This is a genomic window from Bacillus sp. AF62, from assembly GCF_050312695.1.
GTDB lineage: Bacteria > Bacillota > Bacilli > Bacillales > Bacillaceae_G > Bacillus_A > Bacillus_A cereus.
Genome location: NZ_JBNPJZ010000066.1, coordinates 52,712 through 69,730 on the forward strand (window position 1 = coordinate 52,712; position 17,019 = coordinate 69,730).

Genomic DNA, 17,019 nt, shown 5'->3' on the forward strand with positions numbered 1-17,019 from the left:
CTGTTTTGCTATAATATCCTTAACAAGGAGGTGAATAAAATGACAAAGGAAAATCCGTCAAACTATAAAACTCTTCAAATTTGGATTAAAAAAGGGCATCGTATGTATTCTTATTTTCAAGAATGTTGTCATAACGCTAAGAACATGTACAACACCACAAACTTTTATATACGCCAGGTGTACACTGGATTAACACAAGAAAAAGAGTTGCAGCCTTTGCAAAAAGAAGTTCTGGATAATATTCATAAAAATATTGATAAGATGAATGACACACAACTTCTTGCCTATCAGAAGAAATTGGAAAAAGAGAAATTAAAGCCTAAAGAAGAACAGAAAGAGATTACATGTAATTTGTTTTCAGAACCTAATTTTGAAAAACCTTATGTAGATTACAACTTTCTAGATGCACTATTTAAGGCTATGATTCAAAATGATTATCGAGCTTTGCCTACGCAATGTAGCCAGTCAATCATGAAGGGTTTGTTCCAAAATTGGAAATCTTTTTTTGCTAGTTTAAAAGACTATAAAAAGAATCCAAACAAATATGCTGGAACGCCTAGGATTCCAAAGTATATTCGTTCTTCTGAAAAAGAGATTCTGTATACAAACCAAGATTGCATCATTAAAAACGGTAGATTTTTAAAGTTTCCAAAGACGAAATTGCAATTAAATATTGGGAAACTAGGTTTCACTGAAGGTAAACTGAAACAAGTTCGTGTGATTCCAAAATACAATGAATATGTAGTGGAGTTGGTAATTGATGTTCCTTCTGAACAACAAATGATTGAAGAGAATGCTCGTTATATGAGTATTGATTTAGGGATTGATAACCTTGCAACCATCGTAACAAACACAGGTATGAAACCTGTCCTTGTTAAGGGCAAACATATCAAAAGCATAAATCAATATTACAACAAAATGAAGAGTCATTTTACAAGCATTCTTAGAAATGGAAAACAAACGAATGAAGGACCTTTTACTTCTAAAAGGATAGAAAAACTTCATCAAAAACGTTACTTGAAAATAAAAGACGTCTTCCATAAAGTTAGTCACCATATCGTAAAACTAGCTCAAGAAGAAGTTTGTAAAATCGTTATTGGTCAAAACAAAAGTTGGAAACAAGAAACGAATATGGGAAAAAGAAATAACCAATCGTTTTGTCATATCCCGCATAATTTACTGATTCAAATGATTACATACAAAGCAAATGCTGTAGGCATTCAAGTTGTTGTAACTGAAGAATCATATACATCGAAAGCAAGTTTTCTGGATAACGACTTCATTCCAACGTATGGAGAAAATGACCAAAATACAACTTTTTCAGGAAAACGAATAAAGCGCGGCATATATCGTTCAGCAAATAAAACTTTAATTCATGCAGATGTAAATGCTGCGGCTAACATTTTACGAAAAGTAATCCCAAATGCATGGACAAATGGGATAGAGGGGTTAAGCGTGAAACAGCTCGCTAATGTGTTAACTCCCCTGACGTTAATCGTCCGTTAGGTCGAAACGTTAGAAACCCCCACTTCAAGCTTTCCTAAGTGGGGGAGTGTTCATTGCTTTAGAAAATGATGTATGATATATTGTCAACGCAACTTATTAAAAGTGTTTAATAAGTATGTTGATTAAGGTGGTGAGCGATTTGAGTGAACAATTTGTTACTCAAAAATCGATTAAAGAGACGATCCTTCGCGGCATTCGTACAGCTCTTCTAGAGCGAGGTAGTGCAACGAAAGTTGAACTTAGTAATACATTAGAAATCAGTTTTCCAACGATAAGTAAATTTATAGAAAAAATGAAACAAGACGGTGAAGTCACTTTAGCCGGTTTAGATGATTCAAGTGGTGGAAGAAGAGCAAAACGATATGAATATAATCCAGAATATATGTTAGGTTTAGCGATATTTTTAGAAAAAAATGAGACGAACTATACAATTTTTAACTGTTTAGGGGAAGTAAAAGAACAAGGCAGTACTTCAAGTGCATTAATCGATACGGGTCTAAGTGTATTGACAGAACATATAGAAAGTCTTATAGCTACGTTTCCAAAGATAAGTTCAATCTCAATTGGTGTTCCTGGTGCTGTCGATAATGGGCGTATTTTCTATATTCCTGGATATGAAAAGTTCCAAAATTTTAATTTGAAAAGTCACTTGGAGGAACTGTTTTCTATACCAGTAGTAATAGAAAACGATATGAATGCTGCAGTACTCGGCTATCATAAAAATACTGGAAACAATGAAAATTCCTCTCTTGTATATTTGTATTCAGGTCAAAATGGCCCAGGTGCGGGGATTATGGTAAATGGAGATGTCGTACGCGGAAGCACATTTTTCTCAGGAGAGATATCTTTCGTCCCGCAGTACGATAATAAAAATTTCTTGCAAGCTTTGAGAAGTGAAGATTCGAATAATCCAGAGGAATATAATATAGATGCTATTACTCGTTTAATAGCTACATGTATAGCTATTATTAACCCTCATGGATTCATCTTCTGTGATGATGAAGTGAACCAAATTGTAATAGATCAGATTTTAAAAAGTTGTCCGCAGTACATTCCGGCAGAACATATTCCGAAAATAACAGTGAGCAACTGGAAAGAAGATTATTTATATGGGTTAAAAAGTCTTGGACTTGATCTTATGATTACGAGAACAAATAAAGAAAATTAAATGTACTGGCAATGAAGCATCCAATTGCCAGTTGAATAACATAAAAGAAAAGGTGTCGATTATGAAAATTGAACATGTAGCAATTTGGGTGAATGATTTAGAAAGAATGCGTGATTTTTATAAACAGTACTTCGGTGGTGAAGAAAATAGCTTATATCACAATCCGAAAAAGCAGTTTGAATCTTATTTCATAACTTTTGAAGGCGGTGCGCGTCTAGAACTTATGAAGCAGGTAGGGATAGACGAGAAAGTACAAACACAAACAATAGGATATGCGCATATTGCTTTTTCAGTAGATAGTAAAGAAAAAGTGAACGAATTAACTAATACATTAAGAGAAGCAGGATACTCAGTGTTAAACGGGCCGCGTACTACAGGGGATGGTTATTATGAAAGTGTAGTAAGTGATCCTGAAGGAAATCAGATTGAGATAACAATCTAACATTATATTTACTAATAATTGATAAAAAATAAAATTTTGTTGTTCCCCCAAATGTGTACGAGAAACCTATTATTTCTGCAGAAAGGGGGACATAACGTTGAGTGAAATCATTTTTATTTTCTGTATATATCCATTGCTTGTTTGTATTGTTTCAATAGCTGGAGCATATAAAGTAGGTACATTTTATGTGATGCCAATAGTAACATTTCTTATTTTTCTTATGTTAAATGTTACAGTGCACGATCCAGCATTTTTCTTTTGGGTGGGCATGTATACTATTCTTTCATTTATTGTTTCTTATATAACTATCCTTTTTATAAAGGGATATAAAGTTGTAAAAAGAGAGCGTTAATATCATTTTGGGGAAATAGGGATTTACGGTGAACGATAACAACCTCATTTCACGTTGTAATGATGGGAAATGAGGTTGTTTGATTTCTATTTTTTATTGGAGTGATGAAAATCGCGAAGAATCTTCTCAATGACTGGATGAAGAGTACTAGGTAACTCATCAAGCGGAAAGAAACGTAATTCTTTTGACTCAGTTTTATCACATACAAGCTCCCCATAAAATTCTCGGCAAATATAAACAACGAGTACACCGTGTACTTGATCGCCGTTTGAATAGATTTGAAAGTAATCTGGTCCAGAGTATGTACGGAATAGTTCTGGATTTTTAATAATAAGTCCAGTTTCTTCATATACTTCTCGCTTTAAAGCGTCTTCTAATGTTTCGTTATATTCTAAGGCACCGCCAATAATGCCCCAGCGGTTAAAATCTGTACGGAGCTGCAGCAATACTTCATCTTTTTGATTTAATATAATGGCGTGCGATCCTATTAGAATAAGTGGATGATTTCCTACTAGATTTCTCATATCTTCAATATAACCCATGTCATTGCTCCTTGTATTTAATAATAGTTAGGAAGTTCTTTTAACATTCTTTCTGTTTTACGTGCTGTAAAGGCTAAGTTATGGTCATCTTTCGTTCTAAAAAATAATGTGCGTAAAAAGGTTTTAATGTTGGCACATAAAATACAATACTCATTAAGCGAAAGGCGTTTTCTAATTTGAGGAAGCCTTTTTATTTTTTTTTGAATAATAGAAATTAACTCGTTTTGAGGAAAATCATGATACAGCATTGCTAGTAATGGAGTAACGATGCGCTCATCTTCGTTATTATGAAAAAGGTCAGATGGAATAAAGATTTTATTTAATAAACAATGAATTAATTCTTCGTACCATTCAAAAGTGGTATACGTATTATGAACAATTTCAGTAAAGGCATCAGATACGTGAGCAAGACAATGAGCCCATCCTTTATTTTCGATATAGCCCCGAAAATCTGTTTCTAAGTTTGTGTAAGTAATGAGTTTATTTTTTATTTCTTCGATATCCTCCTCTGTACAAAAGTAGTGCGAATTAGCGAATTGGAGTATTAACGCAATTAACGAAACAGTGTAAGAACGTGTGAAAACCCCATCTGTATGTGGGGAGTAAATGTCACAATATAAATACTCATCACTTAAACAAGTTTGCAGAAGTAATTTCAGTTGATCATCCATAAGGAATTCATGATGAATGAAATGCGCAAAACATTTATATATAAGTTGGTAACGAACGTAGCTATCAGTCGTTCCGATATACTGAAGCATGTTCAAAGTTAACTCATTTACGTCTATATGCTGTAGTTGCGTATAGTCATTTTGTTGTATAAGCTCTAACTGTTGTTGCAATGCTGTAATGTCCACTGGAGAACCTCCTCCGCACTTTAAAGATGCGATCTTTTCTAGTATTCTATATATTCAAGGACAATCCTGCTCATGCAAGGAGAACGATTAGAAATTCGAGTATGATATAGATGAGGGAAGAATATGACGACGATAGAACAGTTAGAAAAATATTTTAAAATAAGAAGAAATGTTTCTTCTATTATGATAAAAGAAAATAATGCAGAGATTTTTACAGAAGAGCAATTAGAGGAAATGATGCAATATTGCGTTGTTGAAGCTAAAAAAGATGGATTAGAAAAACTATATTTTGAAATCTCTTCAAAAAGTCCAAATTATGATGTGTATAAAAAATGTTTTGAAACGTATTCATTTGAATATGTTACGGAAAACATGATTGTATTTAAAGATATATATGAAGTAGAAGATGTAGAAAGTGAAATTGATTTTAAGCTTATTGAAGAAGTTGGAGAAGAGGCTTTTTATTCACTGTGGAATGAAGCGACGGGAGAACCAGTCGCTCATGATCAAGTTGTGCATATGATGCTACAAGAAATTGGTGAGCAATGGAAAGAACATTGCTTAACAGCGAGTGTCGATGAAAAGCAGATAGGAATTGTAATCCCGCATATTGAAAGAGGTACGTTAGAAGAAGGGAAACTTATGTACTTCGCAGTTACTCCAAATATGCGTAATAAGGGATATGAAGAGGCATTATTTGCAGGTGCGATGTTTGTCTTAAAGGAAATAGGTGCATCTTATTATATTGGTGAGACAAATATACAAAATGAATGGATGAAGGATGTTTTTGAAAAGAACGGATGTCAGTTGCTGAGTTGTACTGAGCGGTATGTGAGGGAGTTTTAAGATATACTCTGGGACACATCTAGTGGGAACCCGTGTACAAATTTTGAACAAGTAAAAGAACTTTTCGCCTGTTTGTAAGATAAAAAGAAAAATGAGAACGACAAAGTAGTTATTCCTATAATAAAATAGAGTAAGATTTGACTATAAGAGAAAGCGTTGGTGAAAGAATGGAGCAGCAAAGAAATTGGCTACAAGCAACTGTAGAGAGAAATGAAGATAATACGTTACAAATAAAGTGGGAAAATAATATAGAGGAAGTTCGCATTTACTGGAGTACTTCGCCAGATCATATTGAAGAAAATGGAGAATTACTTGTAACTGTAAATGGAGAATTATCATATACAATTGAAAACCCGAGTGAAAATGAACGTCCATATTTTAGATTAGTAGGAAGTAATGGACAAGCAGTAACAGTAGCTGAGCGTAGACTGCCATTACAAGGCGCGTTTAACTTCCGTGATATGGGAGGATATGAAACGACAGAAGGCCGTAAAGTGAAATGGGGCAAATTATACCGTTCTGAAGAATTAGCAGGACTAACAGAATGGGATATTGCGTATTTACAAAAGTCTGGCTTAAAGTTAATTTGTGATTACCGTACAGACTTTGAAGTGAAGCATAAGCCGAATCCAGAAATTACGGGTGCTCGTCAAGTGTGCTTACCAGTTATGCAAGACTTAGCGAAAGATCTAAATATAAATGAATTTTTCCAAGTTGGTGACCTTTCTATGTTAGGAAAACCAGGTGAGTATCTTGTGAAAATGAATCAAGATTTCGTAAGTGGTAACGAGGCATTCGTGAGCTTCTTAAACTTAGCGCAAAACCCGGAAAACTTACCATTAGTAAACCACTGCACAGCTGGAAAAGATCGTACTGGATTTGGTTCAGCGCTTTTATTACTTTTACTAGGTGTACCGGAAAAAACAGTAATGGAAGATTACTTATTAAGTAACGGATTCCGTGAAAAGCTAAATGAAAAAATGATGGCCTTTTTAGGTGCGAAATTACAAAATGATGAGAGCAGAGCAATATTAGGTGCAATGTTTGAAGCGCGCGCCGAATATTTACAAGCTGCGATTGATGGAATCCAAAAGCAATACGGATCAGTTGAAGCATACGCCGAAAAAGCTCTTGGCTTTACGAAAGATTCGTTAGAAGAAATGAAAGTGTTACTGCTGGAAGAAAAGTAAAAAGAAGGGAGGCTGGTTTTAATTAGCCTCCTTTTCTTATTGTTGTTATAATTAAGCTATGAGAATATAGGAGTTGAGAAAAACATCATGAAATACAAATTTATATTATTCGACGTAGACGATACATTATTAGATTTCCCAAAAACGGAAAGACACGCATTACATAATGCGTTTGTACAGTTTGGTATGCCTACAGGGTATAATGATTATCTTGCAAGTTATAAAGAGATTAGTAATGGATTATGGAGAGATTTAGAAAATAAAATGATTACGCTAAGTGAATTAGCAGTAGATCGATTTAGACAATTATTTGCACTTCATAATATAGACGTAGATGCACAGCAATTTAGTGATGTATATCTTGAAAATTTAGGGAAAGAAGTACATCTTATAGAAGGCGCAGTACAATTATGTGAAAATCTACAAGATTGCAAGTTAGGTATTATTACGAATGGATATACGAAGGTGCAACAATCAAGAATCGGAAATTCGCCTTTATGTAATTTCTTTGATTATATTATTATTTCTGAAGAAGTTGGTCATCAAAAACCAGCACGTGAGATTTTTGATTATGCATTTGAGAAATTCGGAATTACGGATAAATCAAGTGTACTAATGGTTGGAGATTCGCTAACTTCTGATATGAAAGGTGGAGAAGACTACGGCATTGATACGTGTTGGTATAATCCGAGTTTGAAAGAAAATAGGGCAGAAGTTAAGCCGACTTATGAAGTGGAGAGTCTTCTGCAAATTTTAGAAATTGTGGGAGTGGTTCAAGAAAAGGCAACCTCATTTTAATTGTGTTGAAATTTGATGAATCGTCGATATAATTTCATATACTAAGATATGGAACAAAAAAGATGGCACCAAGTCAAAACAATTTTACTGAAGAAAACAGAAATAAAATCAGAACCATTTAAACAAGCTGGAATTAAAATTGAGGGTTAATGTGGAGAAGGTTTTGGAAAACAGAAATAACACGAAATAATATTTTAAGCAGTTTGTAATGACAAATTACAAACTGCTTAAAAATAAAAAAAGATTGCCTCTTTGGATATGAGCAATCTTTTTTATTTTGTTAGGAGATGAAATGTATATTTTTGTACCCTATCTCCATCAAGTAAAAAAATGTTTGTTCCCTAATAATGAAAAAAATGAATTTAATTTTCATAAATAACTGTAAAGTGGTAAAAATTTCGTTTTGGAAGTAATTCGAAATTTTAAGTTAATGGGCATAGGTTGGAACCATTTCCTTGTTTAGACTGGATATCCGCCTGTTGGCGGTGGCCAAGCACTAAATAATCTGCGGATCAGCACAATTTCTCCTAAATGGTAGGAGTTGTGAGATGCAATATTGCGTAGAACACCCCCAGTGGTTTCACCAGGCCATTCCTCCAATATTTTGTCCAATTGAACAGTTTGGGCAATCGTGCATGCCTGTTCAATCCCTTGAAGAAAATACTGAATAATCTGTTGCCACTCTTCTTCACTGGCAGGACATTCTTCTTCAGGCCAGCTCTCTTTTACATGGGCGGGCAATGCAGGCTTCTTCCCCTGGGCGGATAATAAGAGAAAATCTTGCCAGTAGGTCATGTGTTTTACTAATTGATAAATAGAATAAGGTAGTTCCTCTCTGCGTTTTCCCGCAAGCACCATGTCTATATCCGACAAAGCATTTTTGATGGGAAGATGTCCTCGTTCTCCTCTTAACGATTTTACTAATGCTAGGCTAAATGCCTTATTTGATTGATCCATAATAATTGACTCCCATCCTGTTTTATTTTCTAATTTGCTGATTTTAAGGTTTCGTCTCTTTTATATGTACTAAATAAATTATAGAAGATTTACGACTATTAAGAGAAAGTAAAATAAGGAAAAAATAACAAGAATCACTTACTTCTTAACGCACAGGAAATCGTTGTTTTTTATTTGAATAGTACCTTAATATACAATTGTAGTAACAGATAAATCAAAGGTTCGAATAACAATATCCAGGTCTGCGATAATGTCAGCCACTTTTGATTTTAGCTATTCCAATCCCTACTGAATTTTGTCCAATTGATTTTATTTTGAATGAACTATGAGTTGATTATAATGGTTAGAGTGAACTCTAAGTCAAGAAAAAATTATAAAAGGATAGTTATTCTATTATGAGGGAGTTCGTAAAGCAAAAATAGTGTTTCTATACTAAGGTCATTTACGTGTTATAATACATAAATTAAATGTGTATATATACATAGTTTCTCAGAGTGCTGCAATGTTAGGTATGAACTGTGTAACAACTAGAGGTGAATAAAGGATGTTAACGTTTTTATTTGAGTTAGACAAGAATCTCCCGCAGAAGGATGAGCCACGGTATGTTGCTTATACAAATGGTTTTATCGAAGGGGATTTAACAATTTGTATGGGTGACAGAGTATTTTTTCAAAAATCATGTATGAAGGTTGCAGAGCTGGGCATTTATTTAGGTCAGTGGATGGAACAAGTTCAACACGGGCAAAACGTGCCTATGAAATATGAAACGGCTGACCGTGAAGAGGTCATTCTTGGTTTCTTCTATGAAGAGGATCATAACCAATGGAATATTTCTTCCAGCTGGCAAGAATTTGAACTTCAAGAGCGTATCTCTACTGAAACATTAGTAGAGAGCGTTCAATGCTATTTATATGAGCTAAATAAGGAACTGCGTGCGATAGAATATCCTGTGACGTTTGATCAGTACTTAAGAGGAGAGCGAATGATGCAGCTTTCTTACAAACGACCGTGTGATAGCAAAGCAGATACGACGCCGATAGAGGTTTATAATGGAAGCGAGCAAGTAGGCGTAGTAAGGGGCTATTATAAAAATACGCTGATGAGAGTGCTGGATTTTATTCCGAAAATTGGTAGTAATATCATTTATGAAATAAAGGATATTAAGAACAATATTCGCGTCATTGCAAAGGATGTAAGTAGGCAGCGCCAAAGAAGGATTTTAGTAATGTACAAAGATAATCATGATGCAGAGCATGAAATACTTGTATGTGACGGAAAGTTATTGGATGCAAATTTCTTATTTACCTTTACATATAAGGCAGAAGAATATGTTGTTCATAAAACTTCATTTGGAATGGGAAAATTATTACGAAAAGGCTATTTAATCGCAGATTGGAATATTCGTCTTGAGGAAGATATGTATTACATCGAGATGAATGCATATGATGGAGATTACATGGAGGATCAATACTTACTATTAGGCGTATTTCATGCGGTTTTATATGGATAATCGATGAGAAATACCGTCATTCTTCTTGGAAAGAATGACGGTATTTTTTATTTATCCTCAAAAATAAAAATCTCATCAATCGTACTATGAAGTGCCTTCGCTATATCGTGAGCGAGTTGCAATGAAGGATTATACTTACCTTTTTCAAGGTGGCTAATTGTTTCACGGCGTACACCAACTTGCTTCGCTAAATCTTCTTGTGTCATGTTCAATTTGGCGCGGTATTCTTTTATCCTCGTTACGAACGCCATGGTGCATCTTCCATTTCATCAACAGGTTTATCATAAAAGAACATAGAAAAACCGAACGTAAGAATGAGTGTGCCGAAAATAAGAGCGATATCAATTTCTTGTAAGATCGGGTTTGGAAATAACATTTCAATAAACATAATGATAGCGGTAGTTAGTAATGTAATGATAAATGCATTGCGACACGATTTATTTACAATTTGTTCAAACAGTTCATCGTGTTGAACTGTTCTATACGATGTGAAAAAGGAGAAGAAACAGAACATAGTAAACAATCCTTTTTCATAAAAAAACCGAGGAAACCGAAGAAACCGAGAAATCCTAAATATTTTATCCAAGTTGTTTTCATGATAGGTCCTCCTTGCGGTGTTAGAAATAAGTCACGTTATGTTATAAATATATCACGTATGGATAGGAATGGTAATAATAGTTTTCCAGTTTGCTTCATAATAATAGTAAAAAGAGGAAATATGCTGCGAAATAAAGAGGATAATATTGTAAAATGATTGTAAGGAGGGGGAGGAAGAAATGCTAACTTGGATCATGATCGTTGTATTACTTGTAGTGATTACTGTCATTGCGACGGTGTTAATTGGGCGGAATGGTGATGCAAATTATAGCAAAGCGACAAAGGGGAATATTAAACGATTAACAATGATTTATATTATACTAGCTGTCGTTTTAGTTGTTGGATTAGGGGTGTATATTTATTTTAAAGGTTAAATAAACTGAAAAATGTAAAAATCTTAAAATAGAAGTATGCTATAATATCAATATAGTTATTTGGTAATTAAGGAAAGGATTGGATGGAATGATTGAAATTACGAATGTGTCAAAAAGTTATAATGGGTCTACCTATGCAGTAAAAGATTTAAGTTTATCTGTACCTAGCGGCGAAATCTTTGGATTTTTAGGACCGAATGGTGCGGGTAAATCCACGACAATTAAGATGATTACTGGCATTCACGGGGTGGACAAAGGGACTATTACGATTAACGGAAAAAATATTATGGAAGAGCCGATGGAAGCGAAGAAGACGTTTGGTTATGTGCCGGATAGTCCAGATATGTTTTTACGTTTAAAAGGAATTGAATATTTAAACTTTATGGCTGATATGTATGAAGTGCCGAAAGAAGTAAGACAAGAACGAATAGAGTCTTTAGCGAAGAAGTTTGATCTTTATAATGCATTATCTGATCAAATTCAAAGTTATTCGCACGGTATGAGACAAAAAATCGTTATTATTGGTGTGCTCGTGCATGAGCCAGATGTATGGATTTTAGATGAACCGTTAACAGGGCTTGATCCGAAATCTGCATATATTTTAAAAGAAATGATGAGAGAGCATGCGGATAAAGGAAAGATTGTATTTTTCTCTACACACGTATTAGAAGTAGCAGAAAAAATATGTGACCGCGTTGCGATTATTAATAAGGGGAATTTGCAGTTTAAAGGAAATTTAAATGAAATGAGAGATCATTTTAAATCCAATAAATCACTTGAAAAAATGTTCTTGGAGATGACGGGAAATGAGTAAAATTTGGACGTTAACGAAAGTATTATTGAAATTAAATTATGCAGATTTCATAACAGATAAGAAGAAGCGATGGGCGTATGTATTTTCATTTGCAGCTATTTTATTTGTTGGCTTTTTAATGTTTGGTTCTATAACGCACGCAATGTATGAGGGAACGAAACAATTAGGGCAAGACCCAGGAATGATTATCGCAATGGGACTTGCGATTGCGAGTATATGGGTATTTTTAATGAGTATTACGAACATTTTAACTGTATTTTATTACAGTAATGACATTGAAATGTTACTACCATTACCATTAAAACCAGCGCAAATTATTTCGGCAAAATTTTTAACAGTATTAATTACACAATACGTAATGAGTTCATTCATTTTATTACCAATCTTTATTACGTACGGGTTAAAAAGTGGCGCATTTATTACATATTACATATACATGATTTTGATTTACTTACTCTTCCCGATTGTGCCGTTAGTATTAGCTTCGTTACTTATGACAGTAATCATGAGATATACAAATATAGCGAAAAATAAAGATCGAGGCAATATATTTATCGGAATCGTAAGTATACTATTTATTGTAGGAATTAACGTATTTATGCAGTGGAAAAATAAAAGTGCGTTTTCTGAAGATGCAATTGCGAGTTATCTTGCGAATAATCAATCCTCTCTTTTAGTACAAATGACAAATTATTTTCCAACTACATATTTTGGAGCAGTGGCATTAGTAGAAAATGCAAATTGGAAGGGACCTTTATATGTAATAATCTTTGCAGTTATTTCATTTGTCTTCTTTGTGTTGTTTTATTACATAGCAGAGCGTACATATTTAAAAGGGGTTATTGGACTTTCAACGAGTACAGCAAAGAAACAAGTTATTTCGGCGGAAGGTTTACAGAAATCAACAGTACAAAGTTCGCATTTAAAAGCGTATGTGAAAAAAGAATTTAAAACGTTATTCCGTACACCACAATTTTTCTTAAATTGCATTGTACAAACTTTCGTTATGCCAATTATGTTGTTCTTTATTTTATTTGTGCAAGATGGAAATTTAAAGTTTATTACAGAGTATATTAACAATCCAAAGACAACGGGATTTGCAATTGGTGTTGGCCTTTGTGCATCGTTATTTTTAATGGGTAGTAATGTCATTGCAACAACGTCATTTTCGCGAGATGGAAGCTCTTGGTTTGTGAATCGTTATTTACCAGTAAAGGCTTCGGATATCTTTTTTGCGAAAGCAATCACTGCTTGGTTAATTAATGTGATCATTTTAGCAGTATTCGGTATTACGATGGCAGTTGTAGCTGGGATTTCTCCAGTCTTTATGATACTGTGGTTTTTACTAAGTGCGAACGGGTTACTATTAATTAATTTAATCGGAACACGCTGGGACGCACAAACTGCAGATATTCATTGGGATACAGAACAGAAATTATTTAAAAGTCGATATACAACTTTATGGAATTTTTTAGCTAATATTTTAATAGCTTTAATTATTGTGGGTGGAGTAAGTGTATTATACTTCTTCCTTCAAGTAGGACTTTGGGTTATGTTTATCGTTTTATTTGTAATGTTTACGATTGTAAACTATATCTTTATTAAAATGTTAAAATTAGGTGCTGAACGTATACTGTCAAATATTCAATAAGAAGATAGATCCTCTGTATTCATGCAGGGGATCTACGTATAGATGGAGGAGAAAAAGGTGAAGAAAATAGCAATTGTAACAGGGGCAACTCGTCTGAATGGAATTGGTGCAGCTGTATGCAAGGTGCTTGCTCAAAAGGGGATAGACATTTTTTTCACGTACTGGCCAAAGTATGATAAAGCGATGCCATGGGGAATGAGTGATCAAGAACCCTTTTTGCTGAAAAAGGAAATTGAAAGTTACGATGTTCGATGTGAAATGGCAGAAATCAATTTATCGCAGTCTTATTCGCCAAATCGTTTATTTTATATGGTATCAGAACGGTTAGGTGATCCATCTATTCTAGTTAATAATGCAGTATATTCTACTCATACGAGAATTGAGGAATTAGATGTAGAGCAGTTGGATAAACATTATACAGTTAATGTTCGGGCTACTATGCTATTAAGTTCATTGTTTATAAAACATTATTCACTTAAAACGGGCGGGAGTATTATTAATCTTACTTCAGGACAGTCAGTAGGTCCAATGCCAGATGAACTAGCATATGCAGCAACGAAAGGGGCAATTGAAGCATTTACAAAGTCAGTAGCACCAGTTGCGATGGAGAAGGGGATTACAGTGAATGCTGTAGATCCAGGACCGACGAATACAGGATGGATTACAGAGGAGCTGAAGCATCATTTAGTATGGAAGTTCCCGCAAGGTAAAGTAGGAGAACCGGTGGATGCTGCGCGCTTAATTTCTTTTTTAGTAAGTGAAGAAGCGAAATGGGTTACTGGGCAAGTCATTCACTCGAATGGTGGTTATTCATACAAATATTATGTTAACAAATGTTGAGAAACAAAAAACGAAAGAAAATTTTATTTTTTTTATAAATAAAATGTCAAGAAAGATAAAAATTTGATAGAAGAGTATATCGTCATATGAAGATAGTAATTCTTAATGTGACAATATACTCTTTTTCTTTTACTTGCGAGTAGAAAAATGAAGTAGAAGAAACTCGAATATTAAAATGAGTTTATCAGTTTTTGTACGTATTATTATGAAGATTACTGTCGGAAAGATGATAATTCGTATGAAAAGGGATTTTTTAAGGGGGAATCGAATCGTAAAGGGGAGGATAAATTATGTAAAACATAGGGGGATTTATATGAAAATGAAAAAGGTCGCTATCGCATCGATAACAATTGGTACAATGCTTACTATGGCAGCTTGTAGTCCTTCAGCAGATAAAGAAACGGAAAAGAAAGAGCAAGTAACTGCGCAAAATGATGGAGAAGCAAAAACGACAAGTGCAGATGAAGCGTCAAAAACAACGAAAGATACTGAAAAAGAAACAAATACTTCTTCAAATGAAAAAACAGATAAGGATGCAAAAAATACGAAAGAATCATCAGGAACAGAAAGTAATGGCAAAACGTCAACTCAAAACGAGAATGTAAAAACAAAAGAAAAAGAGACGACAGGAAAAACGAATGATCAAACGACTAGCGGGAAAACAACAGATCAAAGCACAAGTACAAACAATAACGGAAAGACAACGAAAGATCCGAAGAAAAGTGTTGCTGTGAAAACGAATGTTAAAGAAGTTGTAGCATTAATTGATAGCTTGGACAAGCAGTTAGCTGCTAATCCAAAATTGGAAACAGTGAATAAGCTTGGCAAACAAATTAATGAAAAGTGGGATGTGATTGAAAAAGAGCTAGAAGCATCACATCCGACGGATTCTAAAACAATCGGTCAAAGTATGTATCCGTTAATTGTAGGAGCGGAGAAAGAAAAAATCGATATTAATAAAATGAAATCATTAACGACGAAAACGAAAAAAGATTTAAATCAGTTATTGACGAAACTTTCATAGTTTCAAAAGCCTACTCGTGTGAGTAGGCTTTTTTTAGGTTGTTGTAATGTGCACAGTATAACTTATTTATTTTCATTTTCAATTACGATGCGAAAGGAACTGAATGCTTGTTGACTGATATAATCTTCTTCGCTAACTTTATAAGGAAATGGAAAAGCGACGAGTTGCAAATTACTTTCCTGATCCACTGAAGGCAATGTGAAATTAAAGATTTGTCTTGTTTCAGGTGCAACCTTAGTATAAACGACTTTTCTATTGTTAAATATTTCAACTTGTTTCCAATCTTTAAAAGCTACGATTGCGTAAGTCATTTCATCATTTGTTTCATTACCGTTTGATAAAATTAATTGCTTGCCTTCCTTTTCAAAGAAGACAGTTTGTAAGTTCTCTTCACGGTTCGTAACAAATAATGGTTCGTAAAGACCATCTTTTAAAATAGCATCTGGATCTATAAGGGAGAGTTTTATTTTTTCGTTTTCTTTCTGAGGAAGACGCATTGAGTATCGCATACTTAGAATATCTTCTAAAATGGCTGCTTTATTTAAGTTATTATCTTTTAATTTGTATTCAGGTTTTTTAATTATTAAAAAGGTTAATTCACTTGCATTAGGAGAAGTGTGTAAAGAGATTTTCGTAGTCATTGAACTGTTTGGCTTCATATCAAAAAAATAGTGTGATATTTCATTAGTAGTATCTTCTATTTTAAAAGGTTTTTGTTCGTAATCTTCTAGAACAATTAATCCATATTTTCGGTTTTCGTTAATAGTATGTACGAATGATAATGATACATTAATTTTATTATCCTCACTAGTAATTGTACTACCGTTGTTAATATGTTGGCCTTGATTATCCTTCAATCCGTAAGAAATAGTATTGGTTTGTTGCCCTCTCTTATTTTCTTTAGAAGGTGGATGAGGTTGTATGATTGAGGTATTGAACAAAATATAAATTGTAAGTAATGAAATGAGTAAAACACCGATAATAATATATATTTGTTTCATAAATAGCACCTCAATATATGTAAAGTATTAGAGAAAAAAGATATGCAAGATGCATATCTTTTTTCTCTTTCTTACCAGAAGGCTTTTGTTTCGTGATTCACATCATTATAACCACTTAATTTATAGGTATGATTACCGATAGCGTAATCATCTCCATAATAAACGCTTGTGTTGGTCGCTGTAGCACTGACAAAGGATGATTTTTTTGCACTATTACTTTTCGTATTTACTAATGAGCCATCGCCATTGAAAGTTCTTGCTTTTGCATAAACATAGTCTTCGGTCGTAGTTGATTTCGATTTAGCAACTGCATAGGGGTTACCAAAAAAGGGAGTATATACGCTAATGTTAGAGTCATTCTTAGGTGCAGCTGCAATAGTCAAACTAGGAACACTAGATGTTTTTGTTGATTGAATTGTATCAAAGTCAACTAAAACGGGCTGCTTGTCTACAGTATCGACCTCTGAAGCACTTGCGTTATTAGTAAAACCAAAACCTAAAACCGCTAACCCTAAAGTTGTCACCGATAAAGATTTTTTCATATTCACTA

The 17,019-nt window shown here is 33.9% G+C and carries 19 protein-coding genes and 1 pseudogene; 13 read left to right on the top strand and 7 right to left on the bottom strand.

Translation table 11 applies throughout. The annotated features are described in order from the left end of the window. Positions 1-39: 39 nt before the first annotated feature. The 4 genes from ACQRBL_RS15755 to ACQRBL_RS15770 all read left to right on the top strand — a co-directional run bounded on the left by ACQRBL_RS15755 (position 40) and on the right by ACQRBL_RS15770 (position 3,468). Positions 40-1,506, top strand: coding sequence for an RNA-guided endonuclease InsQ/TnpB family protein (locus ACQRBL_RS15755; RefSeq protein WP_327897984.1), 1,467 nt, complete (start codon positions 40-42; stop codon positions 1,504-1,506). Positions 1,507-1,645: 139 nt separating this feature from the next. Continuing rightward, positions 1,646-2,674 carry an ROK family transcriptional regulator gene (locus ACQRBL_RS15760; protein WP_411995907.1) on the top strand — a complete coding sequence of 343 codons (1,029 nt, stop codon included), beginning with the start codon at positions 1,646-1,648 and terminating at the stop codon, positions 2,672-2,674. Between the two features lie 61 nt (positions 2,675-2,735). Then, on the top strand, positions 2,736-3,116 hold the full coding sequence (locus tag ACQRBL_RS15765) for a VOC family protein (RefSeq protein WP_000687573.1): 381 nt from the start codon (positions 2,736-2,738) through the stop codon (positions 3,114-3,116). Between the two features lie 97 nt (positions 3,117-3,213). Beyond that, positions 3,214-3,468: a YbeF family protein gene (locus ACQRBL_RS15770; protein ID WP_001289515.1), complete on the top strand. Its 255-nt coding sequence runs from the start codon at positions 3,214-3,216 to the stop codon at positions 3,466-3,468. 86 nt (positions 3,469-3,554) lie between these two features. Here the strand turns inward: ACQRBL_RS15770 and ACQRBL_RS15775 are convergent, their stop codons facing one another. After that, on the bottom strand, positions 3,555-4,010 hold the full coding sequence (locus ACQRBL_RS15775) for an NUDIX hydrolase (protein WP_411995908.1): 456 nt from the start codon (positions 4,008-4,010) through the stop codon (positions 3,555-3,557). 17 nt (positions 4,011-4,027) lie between these two features. Further along, the gene (locus ACQRBL_RS15780; protein ID WP_053563955.1) at positions 4,028-4,867 is read right to left on the bottom strand and encodes a DUF2785 domain-containing protein; all 840 of its coding nucleotides are present in this window, start codon (positions 4,865-4,867) and stop codon (positions 4,028-4,030) included. 123 nt (positions 4,868-4,990) lie between these two features. Here ACQRBL_RS15780 and ACQRBL_RS15785 point away from each other — a divergent pair, with 123 nt between their 5' ends. The 3 genes from ACQRBL_RS15785 (at position 4,991) to ACQRBL_RS15795 (ending at position 7,701) form a co-directional block, all read left to right on the top strand. Beyond that, positions 4,991-5,713: a GNAT family N-acetyltransferase gene (locus ACQRBL_RS15785; protein WP_023522529.1), complete on the top strand. Its 723-nt coding sequence runs from the start codon at positions 4,991-4,993 to the stop codon at positions 5,711-5,713. 167 nt (positions 5,714-5,880) lie between these two features. After that, positions 5,881-6,903, top strand: coding sequence for a tyrosine-protein phosphatase (locus tag ACQRBL_RS15790; RefSeq protein WP_411995925.1), 1,023 nt, complete (start codon positions 5,881-5,883; stop codon positions 6,901-6,903). An 87-nt stretch (positions 6,904-6,990) separates the two neighbouring features. Next, positions 6,991-7,701, top strand: a complete 711-nt coding sequence (locus tag ACQRBL_RS15795) for a YjjG family noncanonical pyrimidine nucleotidase (RefSeq protein ID WP_023522527.1) — start codon at positions 6,991-6,993, stop codon at positions 7,699-7,701. A 459-nt stretch (positions 7,702-8,160) separates the two neighbouring features. Here ACQRBL_RS15795 and ACQRBL_RS15800 read toward each other — a convergent pair whose 3' ends face one another. Then, a complete protein-coding gene (locus ACQRBL_RS15800) occupies positions 8,161-8,658 on the bottom strand; it encodes a DinB family protein (RefSeq protein WP_016080905.1) in 498 nt (165 codons plus the stop codon). 544 nt (positions 8,659-9,202) lie between these two features. Between ACQRBL_RS15800 and ACQRBL_RS15805 the strand changes: the two genes are divergently transcribed. Next, complete coding sequence (locus ACQRBL_RS15805; protein WP_065484518.1) at positions 9,203-10,168, top strand: tubby C-terminal domain-like protein; 966 nt, start codon at positions 9,203-9,205, stop codon at positions 10,166-10,168. A 47-nt stretch (positions 10,169-10,215) separates the two neighbouring features. Here ACQRBL_RS15805 and ACQRBL_RS15810 read toward each other — a convergent pair whose 3' ends face one another. Both ACQRBL_RS15810 and ACQRBL_RS15815 read right to left on the bottom strand, forming a co-directional pair. Beyond that, positions 10,216-10,419: a helix-turn-helix transcriptional regulator gene (locus tag ACQRBL_RS15810; RefSeq protein WP_000896321.1), complete on the bottom strand. Its 204-nt coding sequence runs from the start codon at positions 10,417-10,419 to the stop codon at positions 10,216-10,218. Continuing rightward, positions 10,407-10,765 (bottom strand): annotated as a pseudogene (locus ACQRBL_RS15815) (DUF3796 domain-containing protein). The gene ACQRBL_RS15810 and the pseudogene ACQRBL_RS15815 overlap by 13 nt, the downstream one beginning before the upstream one ends. Before the next feature lie 179 nt (positions 10,766-10,944). Between ACQRBL_RS15815 and ACQRBL_RS15820 the strand changes: the two are divergent. The 5 genes from ACQRBL_RS15820 to ACQRBL_RS15840 all read left to right on the top strand — a co-directional run bounded on the left by ACQRBL_RS15820 (position 10,945) and on the right by ACQRBL_RS15840 (position 15,468). After that, a complete protein-coding gene (locus ACQRBL_RS15820; RefSeq protein ID WP_000958863.1) occupies positions 10,945-11,139 on the top strand; it encodes a hypothetical protein in 195 nt (64 codons plus the stop codon). Positions 11,140-11,227: 88 nt separating this feature from the next. Then, positions 11,228-11,953 carry an ABC transporter ATP-binding protein gene (locus ACQRBL_RS15825; protein WP_411995909.1) on the top strand — a complete coding sequence of 242 codons (726 nt, stop codon included), beginning with the start codon at positions 11,228-11,230 and terminating at the stop codon, positions 11,951-11,953. Beyond that, entirely contained in the window at positions 11,946-13,604 is a 1,659-nt protein-coding gene (locus ACQRBL_RS15830; RefSeq protein WP_023522523.1) for a putative ABC transporter permease subunit, read from the top strand. The genes ACQRBL_RS15825 and ACQRBL_RS15830 overlap by 8 nt, the downstream gene beginning before the upstream one ends. A gap of 57 nt (positions 13,605-13,661) precedes the next feature. Beyond that, entirely contained in the window at positions 13,662-14,444 is a 783-nt protein-coding gene (locus ACQRBL_RS15835) for an SDR family oxidoreductase (protein WP_411995910.1), read from the top strand. 313 nt (positions 14,445-14,757) lie between these two features. Next, positions 14,758-15,468, top strand: a complete 711-nt coding sequence (locus ACQRBL_RS15840; protein ID WP_000782542.1) for a hypothetical protein — start codon at positions 14,758-14,760, stop codon at positions 15,466-15,468. Positions 15,469-15,530: 62 nt separating this feature from the next. On the opposite strand, the gene ACQRBL_RS15845 is transcribed toward ACQRBL_RS15840, so the two are convergent. Continuing rightward, a complete protein-coding gene (locus ACQRBL_RS15845) occupies positions 15,531-16,469 on the bottom strand; it encodes a hypothetical protein (protein ID WP_023522522.1) in 939 nt (312 codons plus the stop codon). Positions 16,470-16,540: 71 nt separating this feature from the next. Then, positions 16,541-17,017, bottom strand: a complete 477-nt coding sequence (locus tag ACQRBL_RS15850) for a hypothetical protein (protein ID WP_023522521.1) — start codon at positions 17,015-17,017, stop codon at positions 16,541-16,543. Positions 17,018-17,019: the final 2 nt, after the last annotated feature.